We start from the raw sequence: 17,394 nt of genomic DNA on the forward strand, positions 1-17,394 counted from the left end.
TGCCTCTATTGCAACTTACACCCCTGATTAGCTCTCTATAGTGCGTACCTATCGATTTTTTGTAAGAACGAATAACAATCGCGAATGAAAAGCCTTATTTTTCCTTCATTGCTCAGCTTGTCGATGTTGATGCTGGCAGTGATTTCTGCTTGTACCCTTTCCGCCTGTACCCCAGCAATTTATAAACCCGGTCCCCATGTCACGAATGGGCAAATACTGGAAAACCTTTATGTAACGTCCGATGGCATCAGCTTACCGCTCAGGCAATGGCTGCCCGAGAATAATAAGGCTTCGGCGGTATTGATAGCATTGCATGGATTCAATGACTACAGCCGTTTTTTGCAGCAGCCCGGCGATTTTTTCCGGCGGAACGGCATTATCAGTTACGCCTATGATCAACGCGGCTTCGGCGGCAGTCCGCATCGTGGACTGTGGAGCGGCGTTGATGCCTATGTGCAGGATCTGGATTTATTTGTCCGGCTGATCAGGAATAAACATCCGGGACTGCCGGTTTATTTGTTGGGTGAAAGCATGGGTGGGGCTGTTGTTATCGCAACGATGGCACGGTCCTTGAAAACACCGGTGGATGGACTGATTCTGGCTGCTCCGGCTGTCTGGGGACGGGAAACGATGCCCTGGTATCAACAGACACTGCTGTGGGCGCTGTCGCATACCATGCCCTGGCTGACGTTGACCGGAAAAGGCATCGTCAAGGTCACGCCATCCGATAATATCGAAATGCTCAGGGAACTCGGGCGTGATCCATTGGTCATCAAGGCTACGCGGGTTGAAGCGCTGTACGGCCTGACCAATTTAATGGACGCGGCGCTGCACAGCGCCAAGGAAATACAGACGGATACGCTGGTTCTGTATGGCGAAAAGGACGAGATTGTTCCGAAACAGCCTACGTTGCGTTTTCTGCAGGATCTTATGCAAAACCGGCAGCATCGAAAAAGAGTCGCTTTCTATGAAAACGGTTATCACATGCTGCTGCGTGACCTGCAGGCTCCGGTATTATGGAAAGACATCGTCGCCTGGATTAAATCATCGGCGGCGCCGCTGCCATCCGGTGCCGACAAACACGCCGAACAGGTATTGGCGGCCGTCAGGGAAAATGGCAACTCCTGAAAAAATTGAGGGTTTTTCGGTTTGACTTGAACCGTGTTCGGATTTAGGATGCCAGTCAGTTTAACTCTGGTAAGGGGTTTTTCATGCGCCGTATCGACTTTGCAGTTTTTGGAAATTCGACAGCACTGGATCATGCCCTGGCGGACGAAGTACTGACGCGTTATCAAACCGTCAGGTCCGAAACGGAACAACTGTGCGAACCGCTCGCCATCGAGGATTATGGTATTCAGGCCATGCCCGATGTCAGCCCGCCCAAATGGCACCTGGCTCATACCACCTGGTTTTTCGAGACCTTTCTGCTGCTGCCTTATCTGCATGGCTACCGCGTTTTTCATCCCGATTTCGGCTTTTTGTTCAATTCCTATTATCAAACCGTCGGCAGCTTTTTCCCGCGTCCGCAGCGCGGCTTGCTGTCCCGTCCGACCGTGCAGGAGGTCTACTATTATCGCGCCTATGTCGATAAGGCGATGGCGGTGCTTGTAGACAGCGCTGACGCTTCCCAACTCGATCAGATTATTTTTCGTACCGTATTGGGCATGCATCACGAACAGCAGCATCAGGAACTGCTGCTCGCCGATGTGAAATATAATTTTGCCATCAATCCTCTGTATCCGGCTTATCGGGCAAAGCTTGATCGTATCGAGCGAGAGCCGGCCTCACTGCAATGGCACGAGTATGACGGCGGTATCCATGAGATCGGTTTCTCGGGCACGGGTTTCGCCTATGATAACGAAACGCCCAGGCATAAGGTTTATCTGGAAAATTTTTGCCTGGCCTCGCGACTGGTGACGAATGGCGAGTTTCTGGACTTTATCGAGGACGGCGGTTATCAGCGCGCCGATCTGTGGCTATCCGACGGCTGGACGGTGGTGCGGCAAAAAAACTGGCAGGCGCCGCTGTACTGGAAAAGTCTGGACGGCCAGTGGTGGGTCATGACTCTGGCCGGGCTCAGGCGTCTGGATCAGAACGAGCCGGTCTGCCATGTCAGCTTTTATGAGGCCGATGCCTATGCGCGCTGGCGCGGCAAGCGGCTGCCGACCGAGGCGGAATGGGAGGTGGCGGCGCAGGATCGCGAGCCGCGCGGCAATCTGCGCGAAGCCGGTTTTCTGCAGCCTGTTGCCGCTGATCCTGTGATCCAGTGTAAGCCTGATCAATTATTTGGCGATGTGTGGGAATGGACGCAAAGCCCATACCGGCCTTATCCCGGATTTCAGCCCCTGGCTGGCGTGCTAGGCGAGTACAACGGTAAATTCATGGCAAATCAGATGGTGCTGCGCGGCGGCTCCTGCGTGACGCCGCAGTCCCATATCGCGGCCACTTACCGCAATTTCTTTTATCCCGCCGATCGCTGGCAGTTCATGGGCATACGGTTGGCCGACGATGCGAACTGAACTGCTCGAACCGCGGCTTTGTTTCTCGGACCTGAAGCCGCCGCAGGCCGATTTCCGGAGCGAAGTCATTGAGGGACTGCGACGCCCGCGGAAGACGCTGTCGCCGAAATTTTTCTATGATCCGGAAGGCTGCCGGTTGTTCGAGGCGATCTGTGATTTGCCGGAGTATTACCTGACCCGCACTGAAATCGCCATTCTGACCGAACACGCAGACAGCATTGCACAGACACTAGCCCGGATATTTCATCAGCCCCATGAAGCCGCCCCTCAGAGGCACTCGACGACCAGAAACGACTGATATTTTTTGGAGGTGAAGTTCAACGGGCTATTTTCAGGGTCGATTGCCGATTTTCAGGCACAGCTCCCCCTTACCCCGTTGTTTATAGCGTGCCGGGTACAGCACTTACCGAGCGCTAATCAGGGCACAGGCGCTGGCAGACAGATCGAAACAGGGACTGGAAGGGATAATGACTGCTCAGCAGCAGCCGAATACGGCGGGTATTGCGGATGACTACGGCGCCGATCTTAAACAGTTTCAGGCGAATGGTGGCACAGGTGGCCTGCGCCAGTTCGGTGTTGTTCAGGGCGATCCGGCGGATGGCCTCGATCAGCGTATAGGCCAGCGTCGACAGCAGCAGGCGGAACTGGTTCGGCCACCACAGACTGCAGCTGGTACGGTCGGCAAACAGATCCAGTTGTTGCTCTTTAATCCGGTTTTCCATCTCGCCTCGGGCACAATAGACTTGTTCGTAAAGCGTTTGCGCCTCGCCTGCCAGGTTGGTCACGACATAGCGCGGGTTGCTGCCTTGACTCATGTGTTCGGCTTTGAGGATGACTCGGCGCCGGCATCGCCAGGTGCCGGCTTTATAGTGCAAATCGGTGAACACGCGTTGTTTCTGTTGTGTTGCCTCATATTGTGTCCGGGCTTGCTCAATCCAGGGTTGACTCAAACGCTTCAAGCGCTGGTTTTTGGCCAAACCAACGATATAGCGGACGCCCTTCCGCTCGCACCAGTTCAGCATCCGATGCCGACAAAAGCCGCTATCGCCACGGAAGATAATCTGAACGTCCGGCCAGACCTGACGCAGGCGTTTGACCAGCAAGGCCAGGATCGCCCAGCTGTGCTTGGCCCCGTCAATATTGCTGGGGCGCAAATAGCTGACCAGGCACTGATTACCGCAAAAGACATACAAGGGCAGAAAACAGTAATTCCGGTAATAACCGTGGAAAAAACGCCCTTGCTGTTCACCGTGAACCGGATCATCGGTGGCGTCGAAATCCAGAATGAGGGACTTCGGCGGCGTCTTATAGGAGGCGATGAACTGCGCCAGTAGTTCCTCATGCATCCGCCACATCAAGCCTCGGTCCGCCCGCTGTTCGAACCGGCACAAGGTGGAGCGGCTACCCAATGCCTGATCCTTTTCCACGGCCGTCTGAAAGGCGATATCGTTTCGGAGTGTATCGTGATCGTTCAAATCCTCATAGCCGCAGGCCAGACCATAAACCCGTTGTCGCAGCAAGTCGACTACCGGATGCCGGATGCGCTCAGGATCCCTGGGATCGTGCATCTGTTCCGCAATCCGTTGGGTTAACTGGAGCTGTTGGTCAATGGTTCTTAACAACAGCACACCACCATCACTGGTGATGGCTCCGCCGCTGAATTGGGCTTGTATTTTGCGGCGTTTAAAGGCAGGAAAATCTATTTGAGCTGCGGTACAATTTGGCACGGGCAAATCCTTGTTCAAATTCAATCTAAGCAACTGAATTTTATCGAACTCTACGGGATTTGCCCGCTTTTTTTATGAAATATCCGGGCTAGGGCGGGGCGGGACGCTGATCGAACTGGGCAGCGGCAACAGCCGCAAGGTTCGGCTGCTGCTGGAGGCGCTGAAACCCGATGTTTACATGCCCGTGGATATCGCCGGACAGCATCTGCTCGCCGCCAGCCGGGAACTGGCGGTCGACCATCCATGGCTGAATATCCACGCCGCCTGCCTGGATTATTCTCGGCATTTCGAGTTGCCGTTTCTGCCCGAAGGGCAAAGGAAAACAGTCTTTTTCCCAGGCTCCAGCATCGGCAATTTCGAACCGGCTGAGGCGGAGATTTTGCTGCGCGGCATTGCCCGGTGCGTGCAGCCTGACGGCGGCCTGCTGATCGGTTTCGATCTGAAAAAGGATGCAGCCGTATTGCAGGCGGCCTATAACGACAGCGCAGGCGTGACGGCACAGTTCAATCTGAATCTGTTGCGCTGCATCAATGCCGGGGCGGCGGCGAATTTCGATCTGGGGCGTTTTCGCCATCACGCTTTTTTCAATGAGCCGAAAGGGCGCATCGAGATGCATTTGCGCAGTGAATCACATCAGCGGGTTGTCGTGGCCGGCGAGACTTTCGAGTTTCTGGACGGCGAATCGATTCATACCGAAAACTCCTACAAATACGGGATCGAGGAGTTCCGGACGCTGGCCCGTCATGCCGGGTTCGAACCGGGCCGTTGCTGGCGTGATCGGAACGGCTTGTTTTGTGTCCATTATTTTGGCGTATGAAGTAAAACACATCTCGCACCAAATTACGGCTGACTGGTTTCCCGTCAAGGTGAGTGCGCACCATATTGGTTCGTTATTGCTGCGTTTCAGTTAAGCACGACAGGAGGGATTTTATTTAATTGTTCAGTATGAGTTTGAATCAACTTTCGATATAGACGTTTTAACAGCCCGTTTATCGTTCATCCTGATGACTTGGCTTGATGCTTGCTAGCACCATTTACGAAGTTTTTAACGTATAAGGATGATTATGAGCGAACTACAAGTTATTTGGACGGCAATGTGCGTGATGCTGGTGTTTTTTATGCAAGCGGGTTTTGCTTTGCTGGAATCGGGCACTTCAAGGGCGAAAAATTCGATCAATGTATTGATGAAAAATTATATGGATATGTGTTTGGGCGGCTTGATTTTCTGGGGCATCGGTTTTGGTTTGATGTTTGGCTATAGCGGTACGGGTTGGTTAGGGAGTAACCATTTTTTTCCGCAACAATTCACTCCTGCCGAAGCCGTTAATCTGGCTTATCAGACCATGTTTGCAGCGACGGCCGCCACCATTGTCAGCGGCGCGGTGGCAGAGCGTATGCATTTTACCACCTATCTGATTTTCAGCGCTTTTGTGACTGCGGTTATTTATCCGATATTTGGCAGTTGGGCCTGGAACGAGCAGGGCTGGCTGAAAGGCCTGGGTTTTGTGGATTTCGCCGGGTCAACCGTGGTGCATTCGGTTGGCGGATGGTGCGCCCTGGCAGGAATTATCGTTTTAGGTCCGCGCTTGGGGCGCTATTCAAGGCAAGGGGAGACGCGCGAAATCCCCGGCCATAACTTGCCGTTTGTGGCGCTGGGCGGGTTTGTTTTGTGGTTGGGCTGGTTTGGTTTTAATGGCGGCAGCATCAGCGGTCTGGAACATGATAATCTGGGGCTAGTGCTTTTAAACACCCATTTGGGCGGCAGCGCCGGAGCGCTGAGCGCCTTATTGTTTATGTATTTCAGAAAGCGGCCCGTATTAATGTCCGCAACCGTCAACGGCAGTATTGCCGGCTTGGTCAGCATCACCGCGGGAGCGGCTTCTTTATCGCCGTTGGCGGCCATTGTCGTGGGCTTTACCGGCGGCGTTTTTTACCTGCTGGCAGTCAACCTGCTGGACAGATTGCAACTGGACGATGTCGTCGGTGCTGTTGCGGTGCATGGCGTGGCTGGCGCATGGGGCACTTTGGCGGTGGCGTTATTTCCGCAGGGCGCTTTTAGTGTCTCGGCTCTTTTCGTGCAACTAACCGGCGTTGTGACATGTTTTTTATGGGCATTTCCTAGCGCGTTTTTGTTTTTTAAATTGCTGGATAGCTACCTGGGCGTCAGGGCCTCTACGCTGCATGAGCAGCGCGGACTGGATTACACCGAGCATTATGAAGTGGGGTATCCTGAATTTCAAAAACGACTGGATTCCAATGCGGCATAAGGAGCTGCCGTGATGAATGATACTAATAAACGCAGAAGGCAGGCGGCCTGGGTTTGCTTTCAGCCGCATCTTGCCGAGGACCAGCTGTTCAAGGCGATTCATTTACTGGAACGAAGCTATCAAGCCGACAGCGTAAGCAATTTGATTGCTTATATCAGCAAAGTTTGTTCGGAATTCGATATAGGACCGGAAATCCGCAAATCCCTCTATGGCCGGTTTCATCAATTAATGACCGAGGATACCGATTTACAGATGGACCCTTTGTCGACGATGCTTGAACAAAATCAGTCCCAGCCGTTGCCAAAACCGGTGCAAAGGCGGCCGGCGCCGGTATTGTCAGCGGTGGAGCGCATCGAAGAGCGGCAAGAAGCAATGGCCTCATTGCCTGCGCATACGGTTGTATTTTCGGATTTCATGAAACAACTGACGGCGTATCTGCCGGAAAAAAACGCTTTATTCGAGGTGCTGATGGAACTGGCCGAAGATAAGAAAACAGGCGCGAGAGAAAATGCCGGCCCCATCAGCCGATGGGCAAACAAGCCTGATGACTTCGGCTGGGCTGAGGATTTAGACGAGAAAGCTCTTGCCGGTCTGGTGCATCTTGTTTACACGGCATTGTGTGAAATGCTGGGGCCTGTTGCTGCTGACGAGTGTTTTCATAAGGCCATAGCGGTCTGTGAACAAAAACCGGAAGCCAGGCAATTTTCGCCCTCACGGTTCCTTTAAATTGTACGACGGCCGGTTCGGACCGGGCCTGTCTGGCTGAGGCGCAACGCCCGGAGCGTTCGAATTATCATAGTGTGTACGTTTCCGTACCGACGCTATCGGTATTTGCGGGCAGTATTGAGCTTTGAATACTTCATCATAAGGAGGCTAGCGATGAGCACTACCGTTGAAACTACAGACAGGGTACGATCCAGCAGCTCGCAAGCGATCAATCGTCAGATAGATCGGGAGATCGAGGCTCGGATCCGGCGTTTCGCGACCCGGAGCAAAGAGGATATTTCGCATCGCATCTGGGAGCTGGATCATGAGTGGGATATAGAGCGCGTGCTGGAAACCAACGCTTCCGTGCTGGCGTTTACCGGCCTTTTTCTCGGCAGCAAGTACGACAGGCGGTGGCTGCTGTTGCCGGGTATTGTGCTGCCTTTTCTGTTCCAGCATGCCATTCAGGGCTGGTGTCCGCCGGTCCCGATTTTTCGTCGTATGGGCGTGCGCACGCGCCAAGAGATAGAGCGGGAGAAATACGCCTTAAAGATTTTGCGCGGCGACTTCGAAAAGAGTCATATTGGCGATCGCGCCGAGGCGGCACTGGCTGCAGTGAAAATGTAAGCTCCAGGGCAATGCCTTTGCCGGTGTCATTCTAAGGATAAGCTGAGAAATAACTTCCCTGAATTTTTAGATGTGGGGGCGACTTAAGTCGCCCAGGGCGAATACCCTAAAAGGGCATAAATGAACTCGCCCCTACATAAGTGCTTATTTTCAGCGAAAAATCGGAAATTTATTTTTAACCGAATCCTAAGCCACGCCGGCATGGCGCGGGGTTTACGGATGATGCTCTGCTTCTTTTTGTTTTTCCAGCAGATAGTCCAGCCAGAGATTCGACAGCTTTTCCTGTACCGAATTTTGCCGCAGCCGGCCATGCAGATGGCCAAAGTCCACGCGGTCCAGTTCCTGATCCTGGTTATAGCAGGAATAGACGAAGGATTCCTCGCCCGTTTGCGGGTCCGTATGCTTACACAGGCACTGGGCGCAGACGCCTTTCATCATGCATTGCATCGGCGAGTTGATGGAGCCGATGGCCACGTGTTCTTTCAAGTAAGGTTGCAATATGCCGAAGCGGGCTTCCTTGACGGCCGCCATCATGCGGTCCGAGCCGATCACCACCAGATGATCGACTTCGGACAGGCGGATGGGTTGTTCGCCCAGTTCACCGGTGGCGTAAGCGATCATGGCTTCCAGAATGTTGCCGATAAAGGTTTTGTCCTGCGGACGTGACGGCCTGATGGGTTCCTCGACATCGGGCGTTTTATCGACCGACCAGATAATAATATCCGAAGCGGCTTCGATATCCTCGACCTTGAAAACATCATGCTTGTTTTTGTAACCGGCAAAATAAATCACCCGATTGCCGGCTGCCCGCAACGCTTTGCCGATAGAGAAGAGGACGGCATTGCCCAGGCCGCCGCCCAGCAGTAGCACGGTTTTGCCCTGCGGAATTTCCGTCGGCGTGCCCGTGACGCCCATGACGATGAGCGGGTCGCCGATGTCCCAGCCGAAGCACAGGCGCGTGGAGGCGCCCATCTCCAGCGCAATCAGCGAGATCGTGCCTTTTTCCTTGTCCACCTCGGCGCCGGTCAGGGCGATGCCTTCCGCGGCCAGCACCGTGTCTTCGACGACCGGGGCATGAGCTTCAAAGTTCTGCACCCGGTAGAACTGCCCCGGCTGGAAGCGCTTGGCCTGCATCGGCGCCTTCACGACGACTTCGATAATATTCGGCGTCAGGCGGTTGATGGCGACAATTCTGGCTACCAGAGCCTCGTCGAGGTTTGCGAACAGGGTCCGCAGCGCGGCATCGCGTTGCGGTTGTTGTGCGGGATCCAGGCCGGTCAGTTGTTTTTCGAACAGTTTGACGATATAAGGATAGCCGTCTCTGGCGCTGGCCATGGCTTTGACGACATTGCCGGCGTAGACCGGATGATTGTCGCCGGCAAAACTGATGAATTTATCGCCTTTCCGGTAGGAGGTCAGCGGCGCCGGCTTGCCCAGTTTGGGCGCGGCTTCGTCAGTCATGGGGACCAGTTCCAGATCGCCGCCTGGCCATTCGGGCTGATAGCGCTGAAAGAATTGCCGATCCATCTCGAAGGTGTCGGGATGCTCGCTTTGATAAATCGTATTGGGCGATGTGCCGGCGGCGATATAGAGGTTGCGTAATGGCACGGTCACATCGACGCCGGCGCTCGTCCAGCGGCCGTTATCTAAAGCCATCTGCTCAAACAGTACCGCTTTCAGATGGCCGTGCTCATCGGCCCGCGCCTCCTTCGGGCTCAGGCCTTCGGCCAGGGCAATGCCTTCCGTGAGCGCCGAGGCGATTTCCTCGTGATTTTGCCGATAAGCCGGCGAATCCTTGATGCCCTTGCGGTAGAACAAGGTAACTCCGCCCCATTTTTCAAGCAGGGGATGAAAGTCCGGTTTCTCGCCGGCGGCGTCGGCGCGCTGACGTTCGGCCCGTATTTCATGGCCGTGGGCCAGAAACTCATCAAGGATTTCGATCTCTTCCGCATCGTAGCGGATGCGTACGCTTTTCTCGCCGAATACCTGCACCAGCTTTTCATAACGCGCCAGTATTTTCTCGACCTGTACCGGGTAATAGGCCAGGAGTTCCGTGCAGGTGTCGATCGCGGTCAGGCCGCCGCCGATGACGCCGGCCGGCAAACGCACATGCAGGTTGGCCAGTGAGGAGGTTTTGGCGGCGCCGGTCAATTGCAGCGCCATCAGGAAGTCGGAGGCTTTGCGGATGCCGCGGATCAGATTGTTCTTTAAGTTAATGATGGTCGGCTTGCCGGCGCCGGTGGCAATGCTGATATGGTCGAAACCCAGGTCCCAGGCGTCGTCGATGGTCAGCGTGCCGCCGAAACGGATGCCGCCGTAAGCGCGGAAATTCCGGCGCCGGAGCAGGTTGACATAGATGACTTTCAGAAAGTTCTTGTCCCAGCGCACCGTAATGCCGTATTCGGCGACACCGCCGAAACCGGCCAGCCGGCGCTCGTTCAATTGCTCGTAAAGAGTGCTGAAATCCTCGATTGGTTCGGGCGGCGTGTCGGCATCGCCGGTCAATCCGGCAGGCAACGGCTCCAGTTTCAGGGCATCGATGGCGGCGACGCCGAAACCTTCGTTCAGCAAATAATGGCTCATGGTGTAGCCGGCCGGCCCCAGGCCCACGACCAACGCGTTTTTGCCGTTATAGGGCAGGGCGTAAGGACGCTTGATGTTCAGCGGGTTCCAGCGCGTCAGCAGGCTGTAGATTTCAAACCCGTAAGGCATGAACAGCACGTCGGTCAGAACATTGGTTTCGATCTGCGGAATGTTGACGGGATCGGTTTTTTGATAGATGCAGCCCTTCATGCAGTCATTGCAGATGCGGTGGCCGGTGCCGGGGCACATGGGGTTGTCGATGATGACGATGGCCAGCGCGCCGATATTGTCGCCCCGGCGTTTGACCAGATGCATCTCGGAGATTTTTTCATCGAGCGGGCAGCCGGTGATGACCACGTCCAGGGGGTTGGTTTTGAACGTCTGGGTTTTCTTGTTGCGCATGCCTTTGGAGCAGGAGTCCGTGTCGCGCTCATGGCAGTAGATGCAATGGTCGACTTCATACAGCGCCTGCCTTTCATCAAAGCGCGGATCGGTCAGGGCGAAACCATCGCGCCGCTTGCGGAGTTCTTTCGGCCCCATCCAGACTTTATAAGGGCCGCGATCGATGATTTCATGCTCGACGAGATCGTCGAAATCGCGTTTTTCGGGTGTTTTGAAGCTGAGCCAGTCGGCGACCGTCCGGCGGACTTGCGGGTCATTGAGGGCGATAAAGCTCCAGCGCTGCACGATGTCCAGCAGGCGGCTGACGAATTCGGCTGCATCCTGCAGGGCCAGAATGTCGGCGAACAGAATGGCAACCGAGCCATGTTCGCCAAGGTGCCGGCGCAACGCCTGCACGACCTGATCGGCATCGGCGTAGTCGCTGGTTTGGCCTTTGGCGATGGATTCGTAATGGCGGGCCAGTCGCGTCAGTTCGGCGCCGACGCAGGCTACGCGGCGTTCGGGGTCGGTATCGGCATTGGCTTCCGGAAAGCCGGCTTCGATCAGCAGTTCAAGGCGACTTAGTGTGGCGGTAATGTCCCACTGGCTGACATCCTGGCCTTTAAATAGCGTATTGAGCTTGTCGACGACGTCGTGCTTGTAGGCAAAGATCGTCTCGAAGTCGTCCCGGATTTTTATGGATTGGTTCTGATGTTGCTCGGAGACATTGAACAGTTTGGCGACGAACTGGCCGACATAAGGCCCCATGCGTACCAGCAGGTCGGAAATTTCCACCGGTTGCAAGCCCGAGCCCTGAGTCAGTCGGTAATCTTGAAAGGCTGCGAAAAGTTCGGGATTTTGCTGCTCGACGGTCTTATCGAATATCGCCAGTAAATCCTTCAGGCGCGCGGAGTCGTATAAATCCGCGTAGTTGAAACCGGGGATGCCCAGCTTGAAGATACTCTGTTCCATACTTTCTATACTCCGGTCGGCTTGATAATGATCATTGATTCTCTTGATAATAAGAGGCTATGTGGGCGGCATTTTCTCCCTAAGTTTCAAAAAACGCTGATAGCGCTTCATTGAAATACGGCCATTTTCGGCCGCTGCGCGCACGGCGCACCCCTTGTCGTGTAAATGACGGCAGTCATTGAACTGGCATTCATCCAGCAAAGGTTGAAATTCTCTGTAACCATAAGCCAGTTGCTGTTCGGTAAGACCTGCCAGTCCGAAAATGGCGACTCCGGGGCTGTCGATCAGATCACCGCCTTGCTCCATGTGATACAGCGTCGCGGCCGTGGTCGTGTGGCGGCCATGCTTGGTCGTCGCCGAGATCGTATTGGTTTTAAGTTCCTTGTCGGGGATCAGGGCATTCGTTAAGGAAGACTTGCCGACACCCGATTGGCCCGCCAGGATGCTGACCTGGTTTTTTAACGCCTGTTTCAATTCCTCCAGGCCTTTATGATCCGGGATTCTGGTGCTGACCCGGTACAGGGCATAGCCTAGCTTCTGGTAGTCCAGCAGTTCCTGCTCGATACTATCCGATTGCCCCAGATCGATTTTGTTAAGCACTAAAGCGGCATTGATATGATGGTTCTCACAGACGGCCAGGTATTGATCGATCAGCAGAAAATCGCAATAAGGTTCGGTGGCGAACACCACGAAGACGGTGTCGATATTGGCGGCTACCGGGCGGACCTTGCTATTTCTGGAAGGGCGTGCCAATAACGACCGCCTGGGCAGGATTTCTTCGATACGGCCCTGGTCGGGCGCCGATTGCAGCCACAATACTCTGTCGCCGACGGCGACGGTATCGAGCCGCCGGCGGGTCTGACACAGGTAGATTTTGCCGTCGGTTTCAACGGCGATGCCCTGGCCTAAATGAGAGAGCACCAAGCCTTCAAGGAGTTCAGCCATTATGCGCTTTGTATCTTGGATTCCAGATGCGCGATGCGAATAGCCGCCGGCGGATGACTGTAATGGAAAGCCGAGTAGAGAGGGTCCGGCGTCAATGTGCTGGCGTTTTCCTCATACAGCTTGACCAGGCCGCTGATCATCTTGCTGGCCTGGGCATTTTTTGATGCGAAATCATCGGCTTCGAATTCAAACTTACGTTGAAAATAAGCGCTGACAGGCTGCATGAAAAAGGTAAAGGCCGGCGAAACCAGCATGAATAACAACAGGGCGGCGGCATTGGACGGTTGTTCCACGCCGAGTCCGGTATAGAACCATTGCTGATCGATCAGCCAGCCCAGGACCGCCAGGCTGATCAAACTCATGATCGAGGTGGCGATCAGCATTTTAATCACATGCTTGCACTTGAAATGCCCCAGTTCATGGGCCAGCACGGCTTCCAGTTCCTCGTCATCCAGGGAATCGACCAGCGTATCAAAGAACACGATGCGCTTGTTATTGCCCAGGCCGGTGAAATAAGCGTTGCCATGGCCCGAGCGCTTGGAACCGTCCATGATGAAGATGCCCTGGCTGTTAAAGCCGCAACGCGCCAGCAAGCCCTGAATCCTGTCTTTCAGCGCACCTTCCTGCATGGGGGTGAATTTATTGAATAGCGGCGCGATGACGGTAGGGTAAAGCCAGCTCATCAGGAGTGAAAAGCTGATCAGGATAGCCCATGCCCATAACCACCAGAGGTCGATATTGTCCATTACCCACAGGATCAGAGCCAGCAAAGGCAGGCCGATTGCCGCGACCAGCGCCATCTGCAGCAACTGGTCTTTGACGAACTGTTTGGGCGTGCTTTTGTTAAAGCCGAATTTTTCTTCAATGACGAACGTCTGATAAATGCTGGTCGGCAGGTCAATCAGGGACATGGCCAGGAAAACTGTGGCTATGGCGCCGATGCCGGCTATCCGAGACGACAAGTCAAAAGATGCCCAGAATTCGAAGGCGGCATTGATGCCTCCGCCTACCGTCAGCAGCAGCAAGACGATAACGCCGATAATGCTGTCAATATCGCCTAGTTTGCCTTTTTCAATGGTATAGTCGGCTGCTTTTTGATGGGCTTCCAGGGAAACGCTGTTTTTAAACGCTTCGGGCACGTCGGAACGATGACTTTTGACATGGGCGGCCTGGCGTTTGGACAGCCAGAACTGAACCGAAAAGGAAATTATCAATGCGATTATAAAGATAATGGTAAAGGTATTCATGGGTTTAAAACGCAAGTTTAAGAATTAGGCATACAGATTAGCCAATGCTACAATTTACCGCAACCTTATTAATATTATGGAATCAATAATATGGCGCAGGATCCACAGAATCTCATCTGGATAGATCTGGAAATGACGGGGCTGAATCCCGATACCGATTTAATCATTGAGATAGCCACGGTCATCACCGACAAGGACTTGAATATTCTGGCTCAAGGTCCTGTACTGGCGATTCATCAGTCCGATGCGGCGCTGGCGGCTATGGATGACTGGAATCAGAAATACCACGGCAAATCCGGCCTGATCGATCGGGTCAAGGCTTCAACGATCGATGATGCCGAAGCCGAACGTCTGACTCTGGAATTTATCAAGGAATGGGTGCCGGAAAACAAGTCGCCCATCTGCGGTAACAGCATTTGTCAGGATCGGCGTTTTCTTTATCGGTATATGCCAAAACTGGAAGCCTATTTCCATTATCGCAACCTGGACGTTTCAACGCTTAAGGAACTGGTTGCCCGATGGGCGCCGGAACTGAAAGGCGGTTTTAGTAAAAAGGCCACGCATATCGCTCTAAACGATATCGTCGAATCGATCGAAGAACTGCGTTACTACCGGGATCATTTTATTGCCTATAAGGGCGCGGGCAGCGCCTGAGTAAATATGAATCAATTGATTGCCGTGGCACTGGGCGGTTCGCTTGGCTCAGTACTGCGTTTTTTAGTTTCAACAGGCGTTTATCAGTGGCTGGGCCGGGGCTTTCCTTACGGCACGCTAGCCGTCAATGTCATCGGCTCGTTTTTAATCGGATTGCTGGCCGAGGCACTGATTTTGCAGCGTATCACTTTCGCAATGGAATACCGGGCCGCCATTCTGGTGGGCATCCTGGGCGGATTCACGACGTTTTCGAGCTTTTCGCTGGAAACGATTTATTTGATGGAGCAGGGCAGTTTCACCAAGGCCGGCCTGAATGTCCTGATCAGTATCAGCGCCGGATTATTGGCCGTCTGGCTGGGTCTGCTTTCAGGACGGTCGCTGTTTCTTTATTCGGACGGTGTTATTCAATGGCCGGGCGGGCTTTTTCCTTATGCGTTGGTTGTGGTCAATGCCATTGGTGCTTTCTTGATAGGTATTGTAGCGACTATCCTGCTGCAGAAAGTAGCGCTGTCGATGGAATACCGGGCTGCGATTATGATAATCATCGTAGGACTTTATTTAACCTTGTCAGGTTTGTATCTGGTTCTGTATTTGATTGAGCACGGTTATTCATTTGAAGCGCATTTGAATTTAATGCTGGGCATTTTTGTCGGTAATGGTTTGATCAGTGTTTTAGTGCTTTGGACAGGTTTATGGGTAGGCAGGCAGATATGAATACAAGAGATATAACGATTGCCAGAGTCTATATGCTGGAAGGTCATGATTATCTTGATCGCGTCCTGGACATTCTGCGCAACGAAGAAAAAATTACAGGCATCACGGTGATACGCGGTATCGCCGGAATGGGTGCTTCAGGCGAGATCCATACGTCGTCGCTGCTTGATCTGTCGCTGGAATTGCCGTTGATCATCGAGTTTTACGACGAGCCTTTGAAAGTCGAAAAGGCTATTCATGAACTCCAGTTAAAACTGGATCTCAAACATATCGTCAGCTGGCCGGCAACAGCTCATACTCACTCAATTTCTTAATTTCAAAAGGTAACTACACCGTCATGTTAGATCCCCATATATTTAGAACTGATCTTGATTATGTGAAGGAACAATTAAGCAGGCGTTCATTCAGTTTTAATACGGAGTCTTACACTGCCCTGGAAGCCAGGCGCAAAGACATACAGGTTAAAACCCAGGAACTGCAGAACGAGCGTAACAGCCGCTCTAAGTCGATCGGGCAGGCCAAGGCCAAAGGCGAGGATATTCAGCCTCTTTTGGATCAGGTTCAGCATTTGGGCGATCAGCTGAAAGAGGCGGAAACGGAACTGTCCGGTATTCAAGCGCAAATGGCCGCCTTGATGGAGGGCATTCCTAACATACTTGATGTCAGCGTGCCGGACGGCAAAAGTGAAGACGATAACATCGAAATCAGCCGTTGGGGCGACATTCCTGTGTTTGATTTCGAGCCCAAGGATCATGTCGACCTGGGGTCAAAGAGAGGCATGGATTTTGAGCTGGGCGCCAAAATCGCCAGCGCCCGGTTTGTGGTCTTGAACGGCCCATTGGCAAGACTGCAGCGCGCGATCATTCAGCTGATGCTGGATATGCATTCGCTGGAGCACGGTTACAACGAAACGTATGTGCCGTTTCTGGTTAATGCGGACAGCCTGCGCGGTACCGGTCAGTTGCCTAAGTTCGAGTCCGATCTGTTTAAGGTCGACAATGATCCGGCCTTTTACCTGATTCCCACCGCCGAAGTGCCGGTCACGAATATTGTCAGGGACGTTATCGTAGACGCCAAGGACATGCCGCTGAAGTTCGTTTCGCATACGCCCTGTTTCCGTAGCGAAGCCGGCGCTTACGGACGCGATGTGCGCGGCATGATCCGCCAGCACCAGTTTGAAAAAGTCGAGTTGGTGCAGATCGTCAAGCCTGAAGAGTCCGCCAAGGCGCATGAAGAACTGACCGAGCATGCCGAAAACGTCCTGAAAAAACTGAAACTGCCTTATCGCAAGGTGTTGTTGTGCGCCGGCGATACCGGCTTTTCATCATCGAAAACCTATGACCTCGAGGTTTGGCTGCCGGGGCAGGGCGCTTATCGAGAAATATCCTCATGCAGTAACTTCAGGGATTTTCAGGCCCGCCGCCTGCAGGCGCGCTGGCGCAATCCGGAAACCGGTAAACCCGAGTTGGTGCATACCTTGAATGGTTCAGGTCTGGCGGCCGGCAGAACCCTGATTGCGATCATGGAAAATTATCAGGATGCCCAGGGACGGATCCGCATTCCGGAGGCCTTGCTGCCTTATATGGGCGGATTGGATATTATTGAGTAATTTAATTGGTATTATTCAACGGCGGACCGATTTTTTATAATCGGTCCGCCGTTGTGCTTTGCAATTTAATATGATTGCTCGACAGAATATCATCAGTATCTTGCCAGGTTCTATATATGCGCTCAAATAAGTAATAATGCGGAAATAGTACTTTATATCGAAATGGTATTTGTTGATTTTTAAAATGCGAATTCGTTGTACTAAACTTTAAATCCGTTAAATATTATTGGTATGTTAAAAGCAAGGCATTTTTTAGGAGTTATATAAAACAGTTTTTATCGTAGGTAGTGGCTATAGTCCGTATTTTTTCTGATGAATCAGTCCGGGTTGCCTTCGTGGGACAATGCTTCGTTACCGGCAATAGTGAGAATCATTATATTATTTTAGTTAATAATGATCTGGCGAAATCAATATTTCCCTTATATCAAGGATAAACCACCGGCT

The 17,394-nt window shown here is 53.1% G+C and carries 15 protein-coding genes; 11 read left to right on the top strand and 4 right to left on the bottom strand.

Features of this window, described 5'->3' with window-relative positions; translation table 11 throughout:
• Positions 1 to 84 precede the first annotated feature (84 nt).
• The 3 genes from METMA_RS0117410 to METMA_RS0117420 all read left to right on the top strand — a co-directional run bounded on the left by METMA_RS0117410 (position 85) and on the right by METMA_RS0117420 (position 2,817).
• Positions 85 to 1,128: an alpha/beta hydrolase gene (locus METMA_RS0117410; protein ID WP_027147420.1), complete on the top strand. Its 1,044-nt coding sequence runs from the start codon at positions 85 to 87 to the stop codon at positions 1,126 to 1,128.
• 83 nt (positions 1,129 to 1,211) lie between these two features.
• On the top strand, positions 1,212 to 2,519 hold the full coding sequence (gene egtB / locus METMA_RS0117415; RefSeq protein WP_020160393.1) for an ergothioneine biosynthesis protein EgtB: 1,308 nt from the start codon (positions 1,212 to 1,214) through the stop codon (positions 2,517 to 2,519).
• Positions 2,509 to 2,817, top strand: coding sequence for an L-histidine N(alpha)-methyltransferase (locus METMA_RS0117420; RefSeq protein WP_020160394.1), 309 nt, complete (start codon positions 2,509 to 2,511; stop codon positions 2,815 to 2,817). Before egtB ends, METMA_RS0117420 begins: the two co-directional genes overlap by 11 nt.
• Positions 2,818 to 2,932: 115 nt before the next feature.
• Here the strand turns inward: METMA_RS0117420 and METMA_RS0117425 are convergent, their stop codons facing one another.
• Complete coding sequence (locus METMA_RS0117425) at positions 2,933 to 4,246, bottom strand: IS1380 family transposase (RefSeq protein ID WP_020158288.1); 1,314 nt, start codon at positions 4,244 to 4,246, stop codon at positions 2,933 to 2,935.
• A 79-nt stretch (positions 4,247 to 4,325) separates the two neighbouring features.
• On the opposite strand from METMA_RS0117425, the gene egtD reads away from it, so the two are divergent.
• The 4 genes from egtD (at position 4,326) to METMA_RS0117445 (ending at position 7,845) form a co-directional block, all read left to right on the top strand.
• Positions 4,326 to 5,063, top strand: coding sequence for an L-histidine N(alpha)-methyltransferase (gene egtD, locus METMA_RS24940; protein WP_269634244.1), 738 nt, complete (start codon positions 4,326 to 4,328; stop codon positions 5,061 to 5,063).
• Positions 5,064 to 5,310: 247 nt separating this feature from the next.
• Entirely contained in the window at positions 5,311 to 6,513 is a 1,203-nt protein-coding gene (locus METMA_RS0117435) for an ammonium transporter (RefSeq protein WP_081917834.1), read from the top strand.
• A 12-nt stretch (positions 6,514 to 6,525) separates the two neighbouring features.
• On the top strand, positions 6,526 to 7,239 hold the full coding sequence (locus tag METMA_RS0117440; protein WP_020160397.1) for a hypothetical protein: 714 nt from the start codon (positions 6,526 to 6,528) through the stop codon (positions 7,237 to 7,239).
• A 153-nt stretch (positions 7,240 to 7,392) separates the two neighbouring features.
• On the top strand, positions 7,393 to 7,845 hold the full coding sequence (locus tag METMA_RS0117445; RefSeq protein ID WP_020160398.1) for a hypothetical protein: 453 nt from the start codon (positions 7,393 to 7,395) through the stop codon (positions 7,843 to 7,845).
• A 213-nt stretch (positions 7,846 to 8,058) separates the two neighbouring features.
• Here METMA_RS0117445 and METMA_RS0117450 read toward each other — a convergent pair whose 3' ends face one another.
• From METMA_RS0117450 to METMA_RS0117460, 3 genes are read right to left on the bottom strand one after another with little or no spacing between them, the layout of a single operon-like run.
• Positions 8,059 to 11,781: an FAD-dependent oxidoreductase gene (locus METMA_RS0117450; RefSeq protein WP_020160399.1), complete on the bottom strand. Its 3,723-nt coding sequence runs from the start codon at positions 11,779 to 11,781 to the stop codon at positions 8,059 to 8,061.
• Positions 11,782 to 11,838: 57 nt separating this feature from the next.
• Positions 11,839 to 12,726 (bottom strand): ribosome small subunit-dependent GTPase A, encoded by an 888-nt coding sequence (rsgA, locus tag METMA_RS0117455; protein WP_020160400.1) that lies wholly within the window; start codon positions 12,724 to 12,726, stop codon positions 11,839 to 11,841.
• Positions 12,726 to 13,973 (bottom strand): M48 family metallopeptidase, encoded by a 1,248-nt coding sequence (locus METMA_RS0117460; RefSeq protein WP_020160401.1) that lies wholly within the window; start codon positions 13,971 to 13,973, stop codon positions 12,726 to 12,728. Before METMA_RS0117460 ends, rsgA begins: the two co-directional genes overlap by 1 nt.
• A 90-nt stretch (positions 13,974 to 14,063) precedes the next feature.
• Between METMA_RS0117460 and orn the strand changes: the two genes are divergently transcribed.
• From orn to serS, 4 genes are read left to right on the top strand one after another with little or no spacing between them, the layout of a single operon-like run.
• The gene (gene orn, locus METMA_RS0117465; protein ID WP_020160402.1) at positions 14,064 to 14,627 is read left to right on the top strand and encodes an oligoribonuclease; all 564 of its coding nucleotides are present in this window, start codon (positions 14,064 to 14,066) and stop codon (positions 14,625 to 14,627) included.
• A gap of 6 nt (positions 14,628 to 14,633) precedes the next feature.
• Positions 14,634 to 15,341: a fluoride efflux transporter CrcB gene (gene crcB / locus METMA_RS0117470; RefSeq protein ID WP_020160403.1), complete on the top strand. Its 708-nt coding sequence runs from the start codon at positions 14,634 to 14,636 to the stop codon at positions 15,339 to 15,341.
• Entirely contained in the window at positions 15,338 to 15,655 is a 318-nt protein-coding gene (locus METMA_RS0117475; protein WP_020160404.1) for a DUF190 domain-containing protein, read from the top strand. The genes crcB and METMA_RS0117475 overlap by 4 nt, the downstream gene beginning before the upstream one ends.
• 23 nt (positions 15,656 to 15,678) lie before the next feature.
• Positions 15,679 to 16,950: a serine--tRNA ligase gene (gene serS / locus METMA_RS0117480; protein WP_020160405.1), complete on the top strand. Its 1,272-nt coding sequence runs from the start codon at positions 15,679 to 15,681 to the stop codon at positions 16,948 to 16,950.
• The last annotated feature ends 444 nt before the right edge of the window (positions 16,951 to 17,394 follow it).

Origin of the sequence: Methylobacter marinus A45 (assembly GCF_000383855.1) — a bacterium.
Classification (GTDB): Bacteria; Pseudomonadota; Gammaproteobacteria; order Methylococcales; family Methylomonadaceae; genus Methylobacter; species Methylobacter marinus.

Bases quoted from the DNA above. Each gene is read 5' to 3' on its own strand.
- METMA_RS0117410 (WP_027147420.1), top strand. From the start codon at position 85: ATGAAAAGCCTTATTTTTCCTTCATTGCTCAGCTTGTCGATGTTGATG.
- egtB (WP_020160393.1), top strand. From the start codon at position 1,212: ATGCGCCGTATCGACTTTGCAGTTTTTGGAAATTCGACAGCACTGGAT.
- METMA_RS0117420 (WP_020160394.1), top strand. From the start codon at position 2,509: ATGCGAACTGAACTGCTCGAACCGCGGCTTTGTTTCTCGGACCTGAAG.
- METMA_RS0117435 (WP_081917834.1), top strand. From the start codon at position 5,311: ATGAGCGAACTACAAGTTATTTGGACGGCAATGTGCGTGATGCTGGTG.
- METMA_RS0117440 (WP_020160397.1), top strand. From the start codon at position 6,526: ATGAATGATACTAATAAACGCAGAAGGCAGGCGGCCTGGGTTTGCTTT.
- METMA_RS0117445 (WP_020160398.1), top strand. From the start codon at position 7,393: ATGAGCACTACCGTTGAAACTACAGACAGGGTACGATCCAGCAGCTCG.
- METMA_RS0117450 (WP_020160399.1), bottom strand. From the start codon at position 11,781: ATGGAACAGAGTATCTTCAAGCTGGGCATCCCCGGTTTCAACTACGCG.
- rsgA (WP_020160400.1), bottom strand. From the start codon at position 12,726: ATGGCTGAACTCCTTGAAGGCTTGGTGCTCTCTCATTTAGGCCAGGGC.
- METMA_RS0117460 (WP_020160401.1), bottom strand. From the start codon at position 13,973: ATGAATACCTTTACCATTATCTTTATAATCGCATTGATAATTTCCTTT.
- orn (WP_020160402.1), top strand. From the start codon at position 14,064: ATGGCGCAGGATCCACAGAATCTCATCTGGATAGATCTGGAAATGACG.
- crcB (WP_020160403.1), top strand. From the start codon at position 14,634: ATGAATCAATTGATTGCCGTGGCACTGGGCGGTTCGCTTGGCTCAGTA.
- METMA_RS0117475 (WP_020160404.1), top strand. From the start codon at position 15,338: ATGAATACAAGAGATATAACGATTGCCAGAGTCTATATGCTGGAAGGT.
- serS (WP_020160405.1), top strand. From the start codon at position 15,679: ATGTTAGATCCCCATATATTTAGAACTGATCTTGATTATGTGAAGGAA.